We start from the raw sequence: 17,374 nt of genomic DNA on the forward strand, positions 1-17,374 counted from the left end.
GCGCTAAAACTCACGGCACCAGCACGACCTTGCCGACGTTCTCCCGGGCCGCCAGGATCCGGTGTGCTTCCGGCGCCTTGGCGAACGGGACCGCCGCATGGACGACGGGGGCGATCGTGCCGTCGCCGAGCGCCTCCGCCAGGGGAGTGATCCACGGCTCGAGCGTGCCGCGGTCGTCCCACAGCCGCAGCATGTTGATGCCGATCACGGCCTTCGACTCCGAGAGCTGATCGAGTAGGTTGAAACCGCGCAGCATCGCCAAGGCATGCGGCGCGGCCACACGCAGCGAGCGCTTCTCACCATGTTGCATGTTCGAAATGCCATAGCCCACAAGCCTTCCGCCCGGCCGGAGCAAGGCATAGGACCGCCGCAGCGACGTGCCGCCCAGCGCGTCGAGCACCAGATCGTACGGTCCCAGGCCCTTCCACCAGCCGTCGCGGCGGTAGTCGATGCACCGGTCGACGCCCAGCTCGGCGAGCTTCGCATGCTTTGCGGGCGACGCGGTGCCGTGCACCTCGGCCCCGGCGGCCTTCGCGAATTGGACGGCGGCGATGCCCACCCCGCCGGCCGCGGCGTGCACCAGCACCCGCTCGCCGGCGCGCAGCGACCCGTAACCATGCAGCGCCGCCCAGGCGGTCGCGTAGTTCACCGGGACGGCGGCGCCCTGCTCGAAGCTCAACACGTCGGGAAGCACGACGGAATCGTTCGCCGCCACGTTGACCACCTCCGAGTAGCCGCCGAATCGCGTGCCCGCCAACACGCGTTCGCCGACGCGGTCGGGATCGACACCGTCGCCGACGGCCTCGACCGTCCCGGCGACCTCGTAGCCGACCACCGCCGGGAGCTTCGGCGCATCGGGATACAGGCCGACGCGGGCCAGGTGGTCGGCGAAGTTGACGCCGGCCGCCCGCACCGCGACTCGCAGCTGCCCGGGGCCCGGTGGCGGCGGGTCCGGCCGGTCTTGGACCCGCAGCACCGACGGGTCGCCGTGCTTGGTGATGACGACTGCGCGCATCGTGTGATGGTCGCACACCGCCGGGCGCTTCATGCCCGCGCGGCCACCCCTGTGAGGCGGGGGAGAACGACATCGCGCCAACCGGGACCCATGCGGTCGAAGGCCTGCGCCATCCTGGTGTCGTTCAGGTCAAAACCACTGTGTTCCAAGAACACCCGAGTGCCGTCGCCTTCGGGCTCGAGGCACCAGGTGAGCGTCCAGGCCGGGGTGAACGTGTAGACGAAGCGGCGCGGGGGATCGACCTCGAGCACTTTGCAGGGTTGGCGGCCGTAGCCGGGCATGTCGAGGGTGAACTGGTGGCCGACCACCGCGGCCACCTCACCCTCGGCCCACCACAGCCGCATCAGCTCCGGTTCGGTCAGCAGCCGCCACACCTTCTCCGGCGGCGCCGCGACGAATTGGTCCACCCGGATCGTTGCGGGCGTCTCGCTCATTCCAGCTCCTCTGCCGCCTCGGCGAGCCCGGCCAGCCGCGCGCGCCAGAACTTCTCGAACGGATGTAGCCACTCGCCGAGCTCCGCCAGCGGTTCGGCGGTCAGGCGGTAGATGCGCCGACGGCCCTGCGGCTCGCCGGTCACCAGCCCGGCGTCGCGCAACACCTTGAGGTGCTCGGCGACGGCCGGGCGGCTGAGCTCGAACCGGTCGCTGAGTTCCCCCGCGGACAGGGGCCGTCGGGCCAGGATCTCCAGCAGCTCCCGCCGCACCGGGTTCGCCAGAGCGAGAAAGACGCGATCAGCGGCGGCCACCCGCGCAATATATGTCGGGAAATTCCGACATGTCAACTTTTTCCGACATGTCCTGCCGCCGCGATACGATCCGGGCTACCGTCCTCTTGTGCGCTTGGCTTGGGAACGACTGACCGACACGGTGCATCGCTGCCGGCTGGCGTTCTGCGACGTCACGGTCGGGCTGGTGCAGGGCGCCGGCGGAGCGCTGATCATCGACACCGGAACCACCCTCGCCGAAGCGGCCGCCATCGACGCCGATGCGCGACGGCTCACCGGGCGCCACGTGACTCACGTTGTGCTGACGCACAAGCACTTCGACCATGTCCTGGGTTGCTCGGCGTTCGGCGATGCCGAAATCCATTGCGCGCCTGAGGTAGTCGAATATCTCACGTCGGGCACCGGACACCTTCGCGAACACGCGCTGAGCTACGGGGCGAACGCCGCCGAGGTCGATCGCGCGATTTCGGCGCTGCGGCCACCCCGGTGCGGTCTGTACGAAACCGAGATCGACCTCGGCGACCGCACCGTGACGGTGACCCACCCGGGGCGCGGCCACACGAACGCGGACCTGGTCGTGGTGGTGCCCGCCCGCGACGGTGCGGGTGAGCCGGTCGTGGTGTTCACCGGTGATCTCGTCGAGGAGTCCGCCGACCCATACGTCGACGCCGATTCGGATCTGCCGGCGTGGCCGGCAACCCTTGATCGATTGCTCGAGATCGGTGGTCCCCAAGCCGTCTACGTCCCGGGCCACGGGAAGACTGTCGACGCCGAATTCGTCCGCCGGCAGCGGGATTGGCTGAAGAAACGCAGGCTCTCGGCGCCCGGCTAGGCGCGGGCGGTTGTGCAGGCCGCGATGAGGGCGTCGGGATCGGTAACGCTGACCCACAAGGATCGCAGCGTCACCGATCTGATCCAGACTTTCGCCTGCACCGGCGGCTCGATCGTCAACGCCACCAGCCCCTTGCCCGACCCGTTGACCAACCAGCGGCCTCCCGCGTAGTGCACGCCCCAGGTGAAGACGCGCTCGTTGGCCGCTTCGGCCTTGGTGATGGAGGCCAAGGGGATGTCGGCCTCGAAAGCCCAGCCCATCTTGACGTGCAGCACGCCTTCGTCCAACCGGATCTCGCTGTGGCGGGGGCCAAGTCCGACCGGAATCGCCAACGGAAGATACCAACGCTCAAAGCGCAAGCTCGTCTGCACGATACGGAGACTACCGATCGCTGACCCGCTTTGCTGGGTATTGCGCGGGGAAGCCGCCGAGCGCGGCGGTCCAGGTCGGCCGGAGTACGGCCCGGCAACAGTTCCGATTCGGGACCATTGCCCCCTGATTGAACCGCCGTGTCCGGGGATAAACTCACGGTCAGCCGATTCGCGCTGAAGAGGAGCGTCATCCCATGGCCATCATCGAAACGGACACCGAGGTCCGCACGCCGTTCGAGCAGGACGTCGAGGCTACGCAGCGATACTTCGAGGGTTCGCGCTTTGCCGGGATCACCCGCCTGTACACGGCCCGCCAAGTCGCCGAGCAGCGCGGCACCATTCCGACCGACTACACCGTGGCCCGGGAAGCGGCGGCGGCGTTTTACGACCGGCTGCGCGAACTCTTCGCGGCGAAGAAGAGCATCACGACGTTCGGCCCGTATTCGCCGGGCCAGGCGGTCAGCATGAAGCGGATGGGGATCGAGGGCATCTACCTCGGCGGCTGGGCGACCTCGGCCAAGGGCTCCACCACCGAAGACCCCGGGCCGGACCTCGCCAGTTACCCGCTGAGCCAGGTGCCCGAAGACGCCGCGGTCTTGGTGCGCGCGCTTCTCACCGCGGACCGCAATCAGCAGTACCAGCTGCAACAGATGAGCGAGCGGCAGCGCGCCACAGCCAGACAGTATGACTACCGGCCCTTCATCATCGCCGACGCCGACACCGGTCACGGCGGTGATCCGCACGTGCGCAACCTGATCCGCCGGTTCGTCGAGGTCGGCGTGCCGGGTTACCACATCGAGGATCAGCGTCCGGGCACCAAGAAGTGCGGTCATCAGGGCGGCAAGGTTCTGGTGCCGTCCGACGAACAGATCAAGCGCCTCAACGCCGCCCGCTTCCAGCTCGACGTCATGCGGGTGCCCGGCATCATCGTCGCGCGCACCGACGCCGAGGCGGCCAACCTGATCGACAGCAACTCCGACGAGCGCGACCAGGCGTTCCTGCTCGGAGCCACCAACCTGGGCATTCCCTCCTACAAGGCCTGTTTCCTGGCGCTGATGCGCCGCTTCTACGAGCTAGGCGTCAAGGAGCTGAACGGTCACCTCTTGTATGCCCTCGCCGACAGCGAGTACGTCATCGCCAACGCGTGGCTGGAGCGGCAAGGGATCCTCGGCGTGGTCTCCGACGCCGTCAACACCTGGCGGGAGAACGGCAAGGACTCGATCGACGACCTCTTCGATCAGGTCGAGTCGCGGTTCATCGCCGCCTGGGAGGACGACGCCGGGCTGATGACCTACAGCGACGCCGTTGCCGAAGTACTGGCCTTCGGCGAACGCGAAGACGAGCCGGCGACCATGACCCCCGACCAGTGGCGGACGTTCGCCGCGCGGACGTCCCACTACGCCGCCCGGGAGAAGGCAAGGGAGTTGGGCGCCGCGCCCGACTGGAGCCCAGAGCTTGCGCGGACTCCCGAGGGCTATTACCAGGTCCGGGGCGGCATTCCGTACGCGATCGCCAAGTCGTTGGCGGCCGCGCCGTTCGCCGACATCCTCTGGATGGAAACCAAGACAGCGGATCTGGCCGACGCCCGGCAGTTCGCCGAGGCGATCCACGCCGAGTTCCCGGACCAGATGCTGGCCTACAACCTCTCGCCATCGTTCAACTGGGACACCACCGGGATGACCGATGAGGAGATGAAGCAGTTTCCCGTCGAGCTCGGCAAGATGGGCTTCGTCTTCAACTTCATCACCTACGGCGGCCACCAGATCGATGGCGTCGCCGCCGAGGAGTTCGCCACCGCCCTAAGGCAGGACGGCATGCTGGCGCTGGCGCGCCTGCAGCGCAAGATGCGTCTGGTCGAGTCTCCTTACCGGACACCGCAAACCCTGGTGGGTGGCCCGCGCAGCGACGCGGCGCTGGCCGCCTCCTCGGGCCGCACCGCGACCACCAAGGCCATGGGGAAGGGCTCGACCCAGCATCAGCACCTGGTGCAGACCGAGGTGCCGAAGAAGCTGCTGGAGGAATGGTTGACGCTCTGGAGCGACCACTACCAGCTGGGCGAGAAGCTCCGCGTGCAGTTGCGGCCGCGTCGCGCCGGCTCGGATGTGCTGGAACTCGGCATCTACGGCAACGGGGACGAGCAGTTGGCCAATGTCGTCGTCGACCCCATCAAGGATCGCCACGGCCGCAGCATCCTTCAGGTCCGCGACCAGAACACGTTCGCCGAGAAGCTGCGCCAGAAGCGGCTGATGACCCTGATCCACCTCTGGCTGGTACACCGCTTCAAGGCCGACGCCGTCATCTACGTCACCCCGACCGAGGACAACCTCTATCAGACCTCGAAGATGAAGTCCCACGGCATCTTCAGCGAGGTTTACCAGGAGGTCGGCGAGATCATCGTCGCCGAGGTGAACCGCCCACGCATCGCCGAGCTGCTGGCTGCCGACCGCGTGGCGCTGCGGAAGCTGATCACCAAGGAAGACTAGGGCGACTCGCGGCGGGCGCGCCGTCGGGCATTTGCTGGCGGCGCCGTGGCGTCGCGGCATGCCCGGCGCCCAGGCCCGCCATCCGCGCCTCGGCGCGCGCCGTCTTCAATCCGCACGACGACTCGCTCGCGGAATGCGCTTCGGCTCGCATTCGTCGCCCGCTGCGACGGCGGCACATCCCGACGCAACCGCGCCCGCGGCCCTCCTGCGTCTCCGGCCTCGACTGCGGAGCCGGCCGACCCGTTTGCGACGGCGAATGCCGGGGTACGGAGCAATGGATCGCATCAGAGTGGCGCGAGTGGGGAGTGGGGAGTTGGCGATGAGAACTGGAGCTAGGAATGCCGTCGCGCTTTTCGGCGGTACGGCGATACTCGTGCTGGCCGTCGGATGTGGCGGCGGAGGTAAGGGGCCGAACAGCAGCAGCACGACGCCATCCACCACCACCACTCCGTCGTCCAGCGTGGCGCCCGCGCCGTCCACGGCGCCGGGCGGACCGACCGGCGGCGGTGGTCCCGGCGGCGGGGGCGGCGGTGTCCCCGGTGGCCCGACCGGCGGCGGCGGCCCCGGCGGCGGCGGTGGCAGCATCCCCGGTGGCCCGACGGGCGGCGGCGGTCCCGGCGGCGGGAGCGGCAGCATTCCCGGCGTCGGTGGCGGCGGCGGAGGACCGGGCGGCGGCGGAGGTTGCATCGGCAACATCTGTGGCGGCGGCTAAAACATCGCCACGGCGAGGACTTGCTCCCAAGCCGGTGGGGCCATGTGAATCTGGCCCCGCCGGCTGAGCAATATCTGGCGTCGGCCCTTTTGACCTAACCGGCGGCGGCTTGGGTTATGGTTCGGGCAACTCGACCGCAAGGGGACGCCAATGGCCAAACTCAGATTCGGATATTTCATCGCCCCCTTCCACCGGGCCGGCACGAATCCGACGCTGGCCCTGCAGCGCGATCTCGAGTTCGTCGAGCACCTCGACGCGGTCGGCTTCGACGAGGCCTGGATCGGCGAGCATCACTCGGCGGGCAGCGAGATCATCAGCTCCCCGGAAGTCTTCATCGCCGCGGCCGCCGAACGCGCCAAGCGGATTCGCTTTGGCACCGGGGTCATTTCGCTCGCGTATCACAATCCACTCTGGGTCGCCGACCGGTTGATGCTGCTGGATCACCTCACGCACGGGCGCGTGATCGGCGGGATGGGGCCCGGCTCCCTACCGACGGATTCCGGGATGATCGGGCTGAACCCCACCGACACGCGCGAGCTGCTGGAGACCAACCTCGACATCGTCGTGCGGTTGCTGGCGGGGGAGACGGTGAGCGCGAAAACCGCCACGCACCAGCTCTATGACGCCAAGTTGCAGCTCGCCCCGTACTCCGACGGCGGGATCCCGTTGGCGGTCGCCGCGGTCGCCTCGCCGACCGGGGCGCGGCTGGCCGGCAAGCACGGCATCGGGCTGCTGTCCATCGGGGCGACGCTGATCGTCGAGGGCTTCGACGCGCTGTCCTACCACTGGGGCATCGTCGAAGAGCGCGCCGCGGCCTTCGGCACGGAGGTCGACCGCAAGGACTGGAGCCTGGTCGGGCCGATGCACATCGCCGAGACGGACGAGCAGGCCCGCGCCGACGTGAAATTCGGCATCGAGTCGTGGTTCAACTACTTCCAGAAGGTAGCGGCCTTCCCCCAGATGACCATGCCGGGGGAGCAGCTCGACGAGATGATCGACATCATCAACGAGAGCGGGGCCGGCGTGATCGGCACGCCCGAACGGGCGCGGGCCCAGGTGCAGCGGCTCTGGGACCAATCCGGTGGATTCGGCTGCTTCCTGCAGATGGGCCACGAGTGGGCCAACCCCGCCGCCACCAAGCGGTCCGCCGAGCTGTTCGCCGCCGAGGTGATTCCGCACTTCCAGGGTCAGGCGCAGCCGACGCTGGACGCTGCCGCGCGCGCCGGGCAGGTGCGCGAGGGCCTCGCGCAGTCTCAGCTGCAGGCCGTCGAGCACATGACCAAGAAGTATGAAAGCGAGAAAAGCGGCTGACGGGCGAAAAGCCGCATGGCCCTACGGGTTTTCCGTGGTCACCGGGTTGGGGGTCGCGGGATTCGTCACGCCGGGAAGTTGACCGGGCCAGGGCGGCAGCCCGGTGTTCGGTTCGGACGCCGGCGCAACTTCCAGCGGGACGCATTTTTTCGGGGTGAGCGCGTTTTTCCATGCGCCGGGTGGGTTCGGCGCAGCCGACAGCGAACCGTCGGGGCAGCGGAAAGAACACGAACCTTCGAGCGCCCCCAGCGGAGTGATGACCGAGGCGTTGAACAAGAAAATGTTGATGCCGCCGACACCCTGCACGGCGCCGCCGCCGTATTCGCAGTGCCAACGACTGCCGTTCTCTTCGACCGGGAAGTCACACCAGTAGTGATAGGCCCCCATCTCCATGCCCGAGCCCCCCACGCCGGGATAGTCGCACAGTCCGGGGCCGGGCACGTTTCCGCCGATATCCGCTTGCGCCACGGGAACACTCAGACCTAGCCAAGCGGCGGCCGCTATGCCCGGAACAACGAATTTCCTCATTCGTCCACCTCTTCACAGCGGCCGAAGCACACCGCCGCATCGTGGGTAATTACCCGGCCCGGCAAAACCACGGCGCCCCTAGTATTTGGCCGCGCGCGTCTCGTTTAAACCTTCCAATTGTCGAAATAGATTTCATATGCGCGCGCCAGCGCGTTCCCAGCCTGCAGCTAGCAGCGGGGCGCATAAATGACGGATGACAAGCACCGCCCCCGATAGGCGAGCGCGAATGGTGCGGCTGGTTTTGGCCGGGGCCGCGACCTTGGCGATGATCGCATCGTTCGACGCCGCGCGCCCCGATACGCACCCGGCGCCCGCGTCCGTGCGCCTGACGGACCTGGCCCTGCCGGCCCCCGCGAGCGGTCCCTTCGGGGGCTTCGCCACCGACGGCGACGACGACTGGGCTCAGGAACAGGCTCAGCAGCAGGAACAGCTCGCGCTGCAGCAGATGCAACAGTCCATGCAGCAGGCCGAGCAGCAAAACGAAGCGGCTCAGCAGCAGTTCCTACAGGACATGCAACAGGCCCAACTGACCGAGCAGCAGGCCAACAATCCCTAAGCGTTTCGAAATCCCTTGCGCACCAAGGTAATTCTATCCTCCGCCGTGCGATTCGCACTCGGCCGCCTTCACCAGCCGGCCCGCGAAGAACCGGACCGCGCCGCCCATGGCCGCCCGCATCATCGGACCCGTCCCGGGAACTCCCTCGACGAACTCGCCGGTCCAGCGAATGTCGGTGCCACCGGCAGGATTCGGGGTGAAGGTGACCTCACCGGAGTAATCCTTGGCGGGGCTCGGCGGTCCGACCAGCTTGTAGGCGTGGCGGTGATCCTGCTCGTAGGCGACGGTTTCCTCCTGCACGAGCAAGGGCCACATGCCCACCTTGCGGATGGATCCGACGCCGCCCGGCGCGGGATCCCCCTGACGCGCCCAACTCGACTGAAGGACGATCGGCTTGGCCCACTTTGACCAGTTGGCACCGTCGGCCACCAGCCGGAACAACGTCGCCGCGGGCGCGCTGCTGGTGCGGTTGATTTCGAACGAGAACCTACGACCCGACATCCCGACTCCCTGGTGAAGATCGCTGAGTGACCCGGATGGCACTGCCGCGTACCATACCTCTACCGCCTCAAAGCGTCGTTTCTCTGCGGGGCCTCGCGCCGAGCGCAATCATTCACGGTATGGCTCGGCGGTTCGCGTTTCTCGCGGTGTTGCTGCTGGTCGGTGCCTGCGCTGGGGGACGCGGACCAGCGCCCACCACCACGCCGACAACCGATCACGGCGACGCGGCGGCCCGCAGCCAGAGCGTGCTGGACGACGCTATCGAGGCCCGCGCGCCGGGGTGCTCGGCCGCGGTCGGCGTCAAGGGAAAGGTGGTGTGGACGGGCGTTCGCGGCGTCGCCGACATGTCGAACGGTGCGGCCATCACCGCGCACACGGTGTTCGACATCGCCTCGGTGTCCAAGCAGTTCACCGCGACCGGGCTCCTCTTGCTCGTCGCCGCCGGCAAACCGGCCCTCAGCGACCCCGTATCCCGCTACATCCCCGAGCTGCCGACGTGGTCCACCACCGTCACCGTCGGGCAGCTGATGCACCAGACGAGCGGAATCCCCGAATATGTCGGGCTGCTCGAGGCGCAGGGTTATCAGCTCGGCGACCGCACCACCGAGGACGAGGCCATGCGGGCGCTGGTCGCCGTGCCGAAGCTGGAATTTCAGCCCGGTTCCCAATTCGAGTACTCCAACTCCAACTACCTGCTGCTCGGCGAGATCGTCCGCCGCGTCGCGCGGGAACCGCTGCCGCAGTTCCTCGCCGAACAGATCTTCGGTCCGCTCGGCCTGGCCATGGTCCTCGACCCCACCGGTCCGATTGCCGAGAAGGCCGTCTCGTACGAGAAGAGCGGCAACGGGTACCGGGAGACCGACCCCCGCTGGGAGCAGGTCGGCGATGGCGGAATTCAAACCACGCCAAGCCAATTGGTCGGGTGGGCCGACAACTACCGGACCGGCCGGGTGGGCGGCGCCGCGCTCCTGGATGCGCAGCTCGCCGGCGCGGTGCCCACCGAACCGGGCGGCGCCGACCGGTACGGAGCCGGAATCTACTTGATGGGCAACGGCACGCTCGATCATGACGGCGCATGGGCCGGGTTCGTGACGGCATTCCGTGTGAGCAAGGACCGAAACACGTCCCTGGCCATCAGCTGCAACACCGACAGGCAAGACCCCGAAACCCTGGCCGACTCGCTGGCCAAACTCTGGATGTAGCCGGCGGTCAGCTCCTTTCGGTCAGCCCGGTGACCGTCCGGCCGTCCTCGAGTTCGATCGCGCTCAGCATTACGGGTGCCCGAAGGTCGGCCAGCAGGCGCCCGAGCCCGGCCTCGGACACCCGCCACACCTCGGCGCGCGAAGGCGCACCCCGTCCGGGCTTGGGGGTGGCATGACCGACGTGGCGGGCGCCCAGCCGTTCGAGTTGGCGGCGCAAGGGTCCCGAATCGAACAGTGCCACCTCGCAGCCGCTTTCGATCAGAGGCGGGGGTGGCACTCCGCCGAAGCGGGCGGCGATGTCGACGGCGATTTGGTCGTGGAACGCGGGCGCGACGATCGTCACGCCGAACGGACCGCCCGTGGCCGTCGGTTCGCCGGGGACGGCCACCGCGGCCATGTCGAGCAGGTTGCAGAAATTGGTGTAGGTGCCCATTCGCCGGTTGATCGAGAACGGTTCGGCGGCAACGTCGGCCAGCGCGGGGTGTTCGGTGGTGGTCGGGAGCAGCAACGCATCGAATCCGGCGAGGAGCTCCGCGGCGGCGACCCGTGCGCGCGCCAGCGCATCGAGGTCCGCGGCGAACGCGGGGCCGGTGATCGCGCGCCCCGCGGTGATGATCGCCGCGACGTGGGGGTCCGCGCCCGCGGGCGCGGTGTCGAGGAATTCGCCCACGGCGGCGTATCGTTCGGCGACGAACGCGCCGTCATACAGCAGCAGGGCCGCCTTTAGCAGGACCGAGATGTCGACCGGTTCGATACCCAATCCGGCCTCGGCGGCGCGAATCACGCTGCGCTCGAACGCGTCTCGGTAGGCGTCGCTGAGCGCGGTGCGGTTCGCGACTTCGGGGATCGCCACGCGGGGTGCGTCGGACGCGGCCAGGCGAACGTCGGGCGGCCAGGCGCGGCTGCGGGGATCGCGGCGGTCGGACCCGGCCATCACCGCCGCCGCGGCGCTCGCCACGTGGAGGTCCGCCGCGAGCACCGAGACGGCGTCGAAGCTCGGGCAGGCCGGAACGACCCCGTGGGTCGGGATGATGCCGAGCGTGGGTTTGATGCCGACGATCCCGTTGAGCGCGGCCGGTACTCGGACGGAGCCCGCGGTGTCGGTGCCGATGCCGACGTCGGCGATGCCCAGCGCGACCGCGACGGCGGAACCCGAACTGGAGCCCCCCGCGACCAGGTGGGGATGGCGCGAATTGCGCACCGCGCCATAGGGAGTCCGGGTGCCGACCAGGCCGGTCCCGAATTGGTCGAGGTTCGTCTTGCCCAGCACGACGGCCCCGGCGTCGCGGAGCCGATCGACGGCGGCCGCGGTGGCTGCGGGCAGGTGGGCGAATTCGGGGCACGCGGCCGTGGTCGGCAGGCCCGCCACGTCGATGTTGTCCTTGACGGCGACCACCAGTCCCGCCAGGGCCAGGCTCTCGCCCGCGGCGAGCCGTCGCTCGACCGCGCGGGCGTCGGCGAGGACGTCGTCCTGTTCGCGCAGCGTGATCCAGATTTCGGGACGGTCGGCCTGTGCTATGCGCCGATACGCGGCGCGGACGCGCGCCGTGGGGGATCCGGCGGGCGCGTCAGATGACATATGGCGCGATGAGGACCATGGCGCTGGCGACCGCGAAGCCGACGAGGAAGGCGATCACCGTAAAGCCCATCACCTGACGGACATTCAGCTTGGCGATGGCGAGCACCGGCAGCAGCCAGAACGGCTGAATCATGTTCGCGACGCCCTCGCCGACCGCGACCGACATCGAGGTCAGCCCGAGGTATGCCGGCGAGTGTTGACCGACGGCCAACGCCGAGTCGACGGCGATCGGTCCCTGCACCGCCCAGTGCCCACCGCCGGACGGCACGAACAACGAGATGATGACCGACCCCACGAATGTCAGGAACGGCAGCGTGTACTGATCGGCGCCGCGCACCAGCGCCTCGGCCAGCACCGTCTGCAGCGCCTTGCCCGATCCGGTGGGCAGATAACCCAACAGGCCGACGATCCCGCCATACAGGGGATACTGCAGCAGCAGCGGGCCGGACACCTTCGCGGCGCCGGAAAACGCGCGGATGAAACGGATCGGCGTCCGGTGCAGCAGGGCGCTGGTGATGGTGAACAGCATGATCATCGACGAGATGTTCAGCGCGAACCCGCTCAGCACGAAGTACGCGATGCCCGCGACGAAGACGATGACGTTGAGAATCCACAGGTTTTCCAACCACTCGGCGAACGTCCGCTTGCCGCTGGGCGCGGGCGGCTCCGGCTCCTCGTCGAAGACCGCCGGATCGGGCTCGAGACCGGCCCTGGGCTCCATCCGCCAGATCGCGACGGCGAGCAGCGCGACCACGGTGATCACGGCGATCCAGTTGTAGGGCTGGAAAACCGTCAGCGCCAACGGCACGGTCGTGCCGGTGATCTTGTGGATGACGTTGATCGGGCTCGTCGTGTCGGTGTTGGCGAGCGCGATCGACGACGACAGCCCCTGCGTCCAGACGAGGTAGCCCATGAACCCCGTCGCGATCAGGTAGCCGAAATGCGCTCCCCGCAGGCGCTTCGCGACCTGGCGCGCCACCAGAGCGCCCGCCACCAGGCCGAGTCCCCAGTTGAGCAGGGAGAAGACGGTGCTGACCGCAAAGCACAGCAGCGCCCCCTGGACCTGGTTGGTCGGCTTGCTCGCGAGACGGACGATGGCTCGCTTGAGCGCGGGCGCCTCGGCCAGCGTGTACCCCGTCACCAGCACGAGCACCATCTGGAACGCGAAGGTGAAGATGTTCTGCGGTCCCCACACTCCGCCGTACCACGCCTTGAGAATGCCGGAGGCCGTCGCTCCCCGGACGAGCACCGCGACGAGCGCGACGACGATGAGCGTGAGGATGACCGCGAACAGGTAGGGGTCGGGCATCAGGCGTTCGACATAACGGACGCACAGCTCCGTCAGGCCCTGGATCAAGCCGCGTCGTTGCACCGGTCGACGCTGTGTCGTGGTCATCTGGTTCCCCTAAATCTCCCCGTTCGCAAAACCCCGCCTAAGGCAACCCCAATTTTGTTGCCGCCGGGTGAATTAACCGAACCCCGTCGGCGATGACAACCGCGGTTGCCAGAGGCCGCCGGCCCGCCGGGCGCCCGGCGCGGAAACTGCGGCCCGACATCGCGATGAGTTTCGGCGACGGAACCTGTCTATATCTGTAGTTCGATCGGACTCGATCGGCTCACCATCGACGCCCCCGCACCTCGTGCGGGGGCTTTTCACTTGAGAGGGGCTTGTCATGGGCTTGGCAGTGGACACGGCAGAGGACACCGGCGCAGACAAATCGGTCTTGGTCACGGGCGCCAACCGCGGAATCGGTCGAGCCCTCGTGGAGGAGGCCCTCCGCCGTGGGGCCGGGACGGTGTACGCGGGCACGCGAGACGGTTCCTCCTTTCCCGACGAGCGGGTGGTCCCGGTCGCGCTCGACGTGACCGACGCCGAACAGATCCGCGCGGCCGCCGCGACGGTGGAATCGCTCGACGTGCTGATCAACAACGCCGGCATCGCGCAATACGACGACCTGACCGATCCCGCGATGCTGGAACGGCACCTTGCCGTGAACCTGTTCGGCACCCATGCGGTGACCCGGGCGTTCCTGCCGGCGCTGATTCGTTCCGGGGGAGCGGTGATCAACAACCTGTCGGTCAACGCGCTGGCGCCGTTGCCGATCATTCCGGCGTACTCGCTGTCCAAGGCGGCCGCGTTCAACCTCACCCAGTCACTGCGGGCCGTCCTGGGCCCCCAGGGCGTGCGGGTTTTCGCGGTCTTCACCGGCCCGGTGGACACCGACATGAGCCGCGAACTCGACATCCCGAAGGCCACCCCGCGCTCGGTCGCGGCGGCCGTCTTCGACGCGCTGCACCGCGGCGAACTGGACATCTTCCCCGATCCGATCTCGCAATCCATCGCCCGGGGCTGGGACAGCACGCCCGCCAAGGAATTGGAACGCCAGTACGCCCAACTGCTTGCGACAGCGACCCCCGCATAACACCATCACCAGGAGGACAAGATGAACAACCTATCCGGCCAGACCGCACTCATCGTGGGCGCAAGCCGGGGCCTGGGCCGCGGCATCGTGACGGCCGCGGCCGAAGCCGGCGCCTCGGTCGTCGCCGTGTCCCGCACCGCAACGACGTTTCCCAACCCGGCCAATGGCGCCGGCAGCATCGAAGCGGTCGTCGCCGACGCCGCCGATCCGCCGGCGGCCGGCACCCTGCTGGATCGATACGACCCACAGGTTCTGGTGCTGGTGGCCGGGGCAAGCCCGTTGCCCCGCCCGCTTCAGCACCACACCTGGGAGACGTTCTCGGCCAACTGGAACACCGACGTGCGCATCGCCTTTCATTGGCTGCGCGAGGCGCTGCTCCGGCCGCTGCGGCCCGGCAGCCGGGTGGTGGTTTTCAGCAGCGGTGCCGCCCTGGCGGGATCACCGCTCAGCGGCGGGTACGCCGGCGCCAAAGCGACGCAACGCTTTATCACCGGCTACGCCCAGGACGAGGCGAACCGCGCCGGTCTGGGCATCACCTTCACCGCACTGATGCCGCGCATCACGCCGCTGACCGGACTCGGCCGCCCCGCCGTTCAGGCGTATGCGGCCCGCGAGGGCCAATCCGAGGAGGAGTACGTCAAGCAGCTCGGCGAGCTGGTCAGCCCGCGGGCGGCCGGCGCGGCCGTCGTGGAGCTGGTGCAGTCCGACACCGACGCCGTCGCCGCGGGCTACCTGCTGACCGGCGCCGGCCTGCAGAAGATCGCCTGAAAACCGTTAAACGACAACCGAAAGGCCCGACATGAACATGCAGACGCCCCCGATCGTATCGGCGCAGGACTGGGAGGCCGCACGGCAGCGGCTGCTGGTCAAAGAGAAAGAGGCGGTCCGGGCGCGCGACGCGCTGGCCGCCCAGCGCCGGCGGATGCCCTGGCTGGAGGTGGACAAGCCGTACCGGTTCGACGGCCCGGAAGGCGGGGTGAGCCTGCTGGACCTGTTCGAGGGCCGGCGGCAGCTGGTCGTCTACCGGGCGTTCCTGGAGCCGGGGGTGGACGGCTGGCCCGAGCACGCGTGCCGCGGCTGCTCGATGATCGCCGATCACATCGGCAACCTGGCGCATCTCAACGCCCGCAGCACCACCCTGGTGTTCGCCTCCCGCGCCGGCCAGCCGGACATCGAGCGGGTGAAGGCTCGGATGGGGTGGCAGATGCCGTGGTACACGATCACCGACGACTTCGATCGCGACTTCGGGGTCGACGAGTGGCACGGCACCAACGCGTTCATCCGCGACGGCGAGCGGGTGTTCCGCACGTACTTCATCAACAACCGCGGCGACGAGGCGCTGGGTACTACCTGGAGTTATCTGGACATGACCGCCCTTGGGCGTCAGGAGGATTGGGAGGACTCCCCGGAAGGCTATCCGCAGGGACCCGCGTACGCGTGGTGGAACTGGCACGACGCGTACGGCGATCAGCCGGCCCAATGGTGGGCAGACCCCGAGCCGGGCGAGCACGATCCCAGCGATCCCCGGCCGTCGCGCCGGGAGTCGTGAAAGGCTGTCGGCAATGCCGGACGCCGGCGTCGACGATTTCGCGCAAGTCGCCGAACAGTATCGGCCCGAGTTGCGGGCGTATTGCTATCGCATGATCGGATCCGTCGACGAGTGCGAGGATCTGGTGCAGGACACCTACCTTCGCGCGTTGCAGGCCTACGAGAGGTTCGAGGGCCGCTCGTCGGTTCGGTTGTGGCTCTACAAGATTGCCACGAACACCTACCTGAACGCGTTGCAGACGCGCCAGCGGCGTCCGCTGCCGTCCGGGCTGGGCGCCCCGGCCGACAGTGCGACGACCGTGCTGGCCCCGGCGAAATCGGACATCCCATGGTTGCAGCCCGCGCCCGACAGCCTGCTGTACGGCGCCACCGACGATCCCGCCGCGGTCGTGTCGTTGCGCAGCAGCGTCCGATTGGCGTTCGTAGCCGCGCTGCAACATCTGTCGTCGTTGCAGCGCGCCGTTCTGGTGTTGCGCGACGTATTGGGTTGGCAGGCCAGCGAAGTCGCCGAGATCTTGGAGACGTCCACGGCGGCGGTCAACAGCGCCTTGCAACGCGCCCGTGCTCGCCTGGCCGAGGCCGGCCCGACGCTGGACGAGCTCGGCGAACCCGCCGAACCCGAGCTGCGCGGCGTGCTCGACCGCTATATGGCCGCCTTCGAGCACGCCGACGTCGACGGGCTGGCCGAACTGCTCCGCGCCGACGTCGAGCTCGAAATGCCGCCCATCCCAACGTGGTTCACCGGGCGGGATGTGGTGCGCGACTTCCTGGCCCGGGTGGTGCTGTACACGCCGGATCAGTGGCGGCTGACCTACACCCGCGCGAACGGCGCGCCGGCGTTCGCCATGTACCGGCGCGGGTCTGACGGTTCTTTCCAGGCTCACGGCCTGGACGTGCTGTCGCTGGTCGACGGTCGCATCTCACGCATCGTCGCCTTCAACGACGCAACGCTGGTCGCCAAGTTCGGGCTGCCCGAGACGCTCGCGGGGTGAGGGCCCGGGCCGTGTCCGATGAACTGCCCGTCCTGGCCGAGGCGACCCGGTATCTGTTCGGCAACCTCCTCTTGGTTCGCGACGCCGACCTGTCGGCGCCGACGCCCTGCGCGGACTGGGACCTGCGTCGCCTGCTCTGGCACGTGCGCACCTCGCTGGCCGACGTCGCCGACGTGCTGGCGGCCCGCGACCCCGACCGGGGGTCCGAGCGGGCGGCCGCCGACGCGGATGCGTCCGACCCCGTCGGCGCGTTGCGGGTCGGCATCGTCGACCTTCTGCTCGCGTGCACCACGACACCGACCGCGGGCCGGCCGTGTGTGATCCGCGGCCACGCGATTCCCGTCAAAGTCGTTGTCTACGTGGGGGCGATCGAGATGGTGCTGCACGCGTGGGATATCGCCCAGGCGTGCAACACCGATCGGCCCATTCCCCCGGGAGTCGCCTCGGCGCTGCTGTGGGTTTCGCCACCCCTCGCCGAGGCGGGACTGGCCGGGCACGTGTTCGCCGCGCCGCTGGCGGCGCCCCCGAACGCCACCCCAAGTGACCAGCTACTCGCCCTGTTCGGCCGCCGAGCCGGCCCCGGTTAGACGCGAACGG

The 17,374-nt window shown here is 68.6% G+C and carries 19 protein-coding genes; 11 read left to right on the top strand and 8 right to left on the bottom strand.

Going from position 1 to position 17,374, the window contains the following annotated elements; translation table 11 throughout:
• Positions 1-10: 10 nt before the first annotated feature.
• From AC5Y5E_RS25350 to AC5Y5E_RS25360, 3 genes are read right to left on the bottom strand one after another with little or no spacing between them, the layout of a single operon-like run.
• Positions 11-1,015: a zinc-binding dehydrogenase gene (locus AC5Y5E_RS25350; RefSeq protein ID WP_499905962.1), complete on the bottom strand. Its 1,005-nt coding sequence runs from the start codon at positions 1,013-1,015 to the stop codon at positions 11-13.
• 29 nt (positions 1,016-1,044) lie between these two features.
• The gene (locus AC5Y5E_RS25355) at positions 1,045-1,449 is read right to left on the bottom strand and encodes an SRPBCC family protein (protein WP_499905964.1); all 405 of its coding nucleotides are present in this window, start codon (positions 1,447-1,449) and stop codon (positions 1,045-1,047) included.
• Positions 1,446-1,760 (bottom strand): ArsR/SmtB family transcription factor, encoded by a 315-nt coding sequence (locus AC5Y5E_RS25360; RefSeq protein ID WP_499905965.1) that lies wholly within the window; start codon positions 1,758-1,760, stop codon positions 1,446-1,448. Before AC5Y5E_RS25360 ends, AC5Y5E_RS25355 begins: the two co-directional genes overlap by 4 nt.
• Positions 1,761-1,848: 88 nt before the next feature.
• On the opposite strand from AC5Y5E_RS25360, the gene AC5Y5E_RS25365 reads away from it, so the two are divergent.
• A complete protein-coding gene (locus tag AC5Y5E_RS25365) occupies positions 1,849-2,571 on the top strand; it encodes an MBL fold metallo-hydrolase (protein WP_499905966.1) in 723 nt (240 codons plus the stop codon).
• Here the strand turns inward: AC5Y5E_RS25365 and AC5Y5E_RS25370 are convergent.
• Positions 2,568-2,942 carry a hypothetical protein gene (locus AC5Y5E_RS25370; RefSeq protein ID WP_499905968.1) on the bottom strand — a complete coding sequence of 125 codons (375 nt, stop codon included), beginning with the start codon at positions 2,940-2,942 and terminating at the stop codon, positions 2,568-2,570. The genes AC5Y5E_RS25365 and AC5Y5E_RS25370 overlap by 4 nt on opposite strands.
• Positions 2,943-3,136: 194 nt before the next feature.
• Here AC5Y5E_RS25370 and aceA point away from each other — a divergent pair, with 194 nt between their 5' ends.
• The 3 genes from aceA (at position 3,137) to AC5Y5E_RS25385 (ending at position 7,448) form a co-directional block, all read left to right on the top strand.
• Positions 3,137-5,425, top strand: coding sequence for an isocitrate lyase ICL2 (gene aceA, locus AC5Y5E_RS25375; protein ID WP_499905969.1), 2,289 nt, complete (start codon positions 3,137-3,139; stop codon positions 5,423-5,425).
• 319 nt (positions 5,426-5,744) lie between these two features.
• Complete coding sequence (locus AC5Y5E_RS25380) at positions 5,745-6,137, top strand: hypothetical protein (RefSeq protein ID WP_499905971.1); 393 nt, start codon at positions 5,745-5,747, stop codon at positions 6,135-6,137.
• Positions 6,138-6,287: 150 nt separating this feature from the next.
• A complete protein-coding gene (locus tag AC5Y5E_RS25385; protein ID WP_499905973.1) occupies positions 6,288-7,448 on the top strand; it encodes an LLM class flavin-dependent oxidoreductase in 1,161 nt (386 codons plus the stop codon).
• A gap of 21 nt (positions 7,449-7,469) precedes the next feature.
• Here the strand turns inward: AC5Y5E_RS25385 and AC5Y5E_RS25390 are convergent, their stop codons facing one another.
• A complete protein-coding gene (locus AC5Y5E_RS25390) occupies positions 7,470-7,916 on the bottom strand; it encodes a hypothetical protein (RefSeq protein ID WP_499905974.1) in 447 nt (148 codons plus the stop codon).
• Positions 7,917-8,202: 286 nt separating this feature from the next.
• On the opposite strand from AC5Y5E_RS25390, the gene AC5Y5E_RS25395 reads away from it, so the two are divergent.
• Positions 8,203-8,532 carry a hypothetical protein gene (locus AC5Y5E_RS25395; protein ID WP_499905976.1) on the top strand — a complete coding sequence of 110 codons (330 nt, stop codon included), beginning with the start codon at positions 8,203-8,205 and terminating at the stop codon, positions 8,530-8,532.
• A 33-nt stretch (positions 8,533-8,565) separates the two neighbouring features.
• Here AC5Y5E_RS25395 and AC5Y5E_RS25400 read toward each other — a convergent pair whose 3' ends face one another.
• Positions 8,566-9,033, bottom strand: coding sequence for an SRPBCC family protein (locus AC5Y5E_RS25400; RefSeq protein WP_499905978.1), 468 nt, complete (start codon positions 9,031-9,033; stop codon positions 8,566-8,568).
• A gap of 119 nt (positions 9,034-9,152) precedes the next feature.
• Between AC5Y5E_RS25400 and AC5Y5E_RS25405 the strand changes: the two genes are divergently transcribed.
• Positions 9,153-10,235: a serine hydrolase domain-containing protein gene (locus tag AC5Y5E_RS25405; RefSeq protein ID WP_499905979.1), complete on the top strand. Its 1,083-nt coding sequence runs from the start codon at positions 9,153-9,155 to the stop codon at positions 10,233-10,235.
• A 7-nt stretch (positions 10,236-10,242) separates the two neighbouring features.
• Here the strand turns inward: AC5Y5E_RS25405 and AC5Y5E_RS25410 are convergent, their stop codons facing one another.
• A complete protein-coding gene (locus AC5Y5E_RS25410; protein WP_499905980.1) occupies positions 10,243-11,814 on the bottom strand; it encodes an allophanate hydrolase in 1,572 nt (523 codons plus the stop codon).
• Positions 11,804-13,210, bottom strand: a complete 1,407-nt coding sequence (locus AC5Y5E_RS25415; protein ID WP_499905981.1) for a TIGR00366 family protein — start codon at positions 13,208-13,210, stop codon at positions 11,804-11,806. The genes AC5Y5E_RS25410 and AC5Y5E_RS25415 overlap by 11 nt, the downstream gene beginning before the upstream one ends.
• 277 nt (positions 13,211-13,487) lie before the next feature.
• Here AC5Y5E_RS25415 and AC5Y5E_RS25420 point away from each other — a divergent pair, with 277 nt between their 5' ends.
• From AC5Y5E_RS25420 to AC5Y5E_RS25440, 5 genes are read left to right on the top strand one after another with little or no spacing between them, the layout of a single operon-like run.
• Positions 13,488-14,237 carry an SDR family NAD(P)-dependent oxidoreductase gene (locus AC5Y5E_RS25420; protein ID WP_499905983.1) on the top strand — a complete coding sequence of 250 codons (750 nt, stop codon included), beginning with the start codon at positions 13,488-13,490 and terminating at the stop codon, positions 14,235-14,237.
• 21 nt (positions 14,238-14,258) lie between these two features.
• Entirely contained in the window at positions 14,259-15,005 is a 747-nt protein-coding gene (locus AC5Y5E_RS25425; RefSeq protein ID WP_499905984.1) for an SDR family NAD(P)-dependent oxidoreductase, read from the top strand.
• 37 nt (positions 15,006-15,042) lie between these two features.
• Positions 15,043-15,786 (top strand): DUF899 domain-containing protein, encoded by a 744-nt coding sequence (locus AC5Y5E_RS25430; RefSeq protein WP_499906377.1) that lies wholly within the window; start codon positions 15,043-15,045, stop codon positions 15,784-15,786.
• Positions 15,787-15,799: 13 nt separating this feature from the next.
• A complete protein-coding gene (locus tag AC5Y5E_RS25435) occupies positions 15,800-16,777 on the top strand; it encodes a sigma-70 family RNA polymerase sigma factor (RefSeq protein ID WP_499905986.1) in 978 nt (325 codons plus the stop codon).
• A gap of 11 nt (positions 16,778-16,788) precedes the next feature.
• Positions 16,789-17,364, top strand: coding sequence for a TIGR03086 family metal-binding protein (locus AC5Y5E_RS25440; RefSeq protein WP_499905987.1), 576 nt, complete (start codon positions 16,789-16,791; stop codon positions 17,362-17,364).
• Positions 17,365-17,374: the final 10 nt, after the last annotated feature.

Source organism: Mycobacterium sp. NGS54, assembly GCF_059812465.1.

Coding starts and splice junctions, on each gene's coding strand:
- AC5Y5E_RS25400 (WP_499905978.1), bottom strand. CDS start 9,033: ATGTCGGGTCGTAGGTTCTCGTTCGAAATCAACCGCACCAGCAGCGCG.
- AC5Y5E_RS25405 (WP_499905979.1), top strand. CDS start 9,153: ATGGCTCGGCGGTTCGCGTTTCTCGCGGTGTTGCTGCTGGTCGGTGCC.
- AC5Y5E_RS25430 (WP_499906377.1), top strand. CDS start 15,043: ATGCAGACGCCCCCGATCGTATCGGCGCAGGACTGGGAGGCCGCACGG.
- AC5Y5E_RS25425 (WP_499905984.1), top strand. CDS start 14,259: ATGAACAACCTATCCGGCCAGACCGCACTCATCGTGGGCGCAAGCCGG.
- AC5Y5E_RS25420 (WP_499905983.1), top strand. CDS start 13,488: ATGGGCTTGGCAGTGGACACGGCAGAGGACACCGGCGCAGACAAATCG.
- AC5Y5E_RS25410 (WP_499905980.1), bottom strand. CDS start 11,814: ATGTCATCTGACGCGCCCGCCGGATCCCCCACGGCGCGCGTCCGCGCC.
- AC5Y5E_RS25385 (WP_499905973.1), top strand. CDS start 6,288: ATGGCCAAACTCAGATTCGGATATTTCATCGCCCCCTTCCACCGGGCC.
- AC5Y5E_RS25355 (WP_499905964.1), bottom strand. CDS start 1,449: ATGAGCGAGACGCCCGCAACGATCCGGGTGGACCAATTCGTCGCGGCG.
- AC5Y5E_RS25350 (WP_499905962.1), bottom strand. CDS start 1,015: ATGCGCGCAGTCGTCATCACCAAGCACGGCGACCCGTCGGTGCTGCGG.
- AC5Y5E_RS25395 (WP_499905976.1), top strand. CDS start 8,203: ATGGTGCGGCTGGTTTTGGCCGGGGCCGCGACCTTGGCGATGATCGCA.
- AC5Y5E_RS25415 (WP_499905981.1), bottom strand. CDS start 13,210: ATGACCACGACACAGCGTCGACCGGTGCAACGACGCGGCTTGATCCAG.
- AC5Y5E_RS25435 (WP_499905986.1), top strand. CDS start 15,800: ATGCCGGACGCCGGCGTCGACGATTTCGCGCAAGTCGCCGAACAGTAT.
- aceA (WP_499905969.1), top strand. CDS start 3,137: ATGGCCATCATCGAAACGGACACCGAGGTCCGCACGCCGTTCGAGCAG.
- AC5Y5E_RS25380 (WP_499905971.1), top strand. CDS start 5,745: ATGAGAACTGGAGCTAGGAATGCCGTCGCGCTTTTCGGCGGTACGGCG.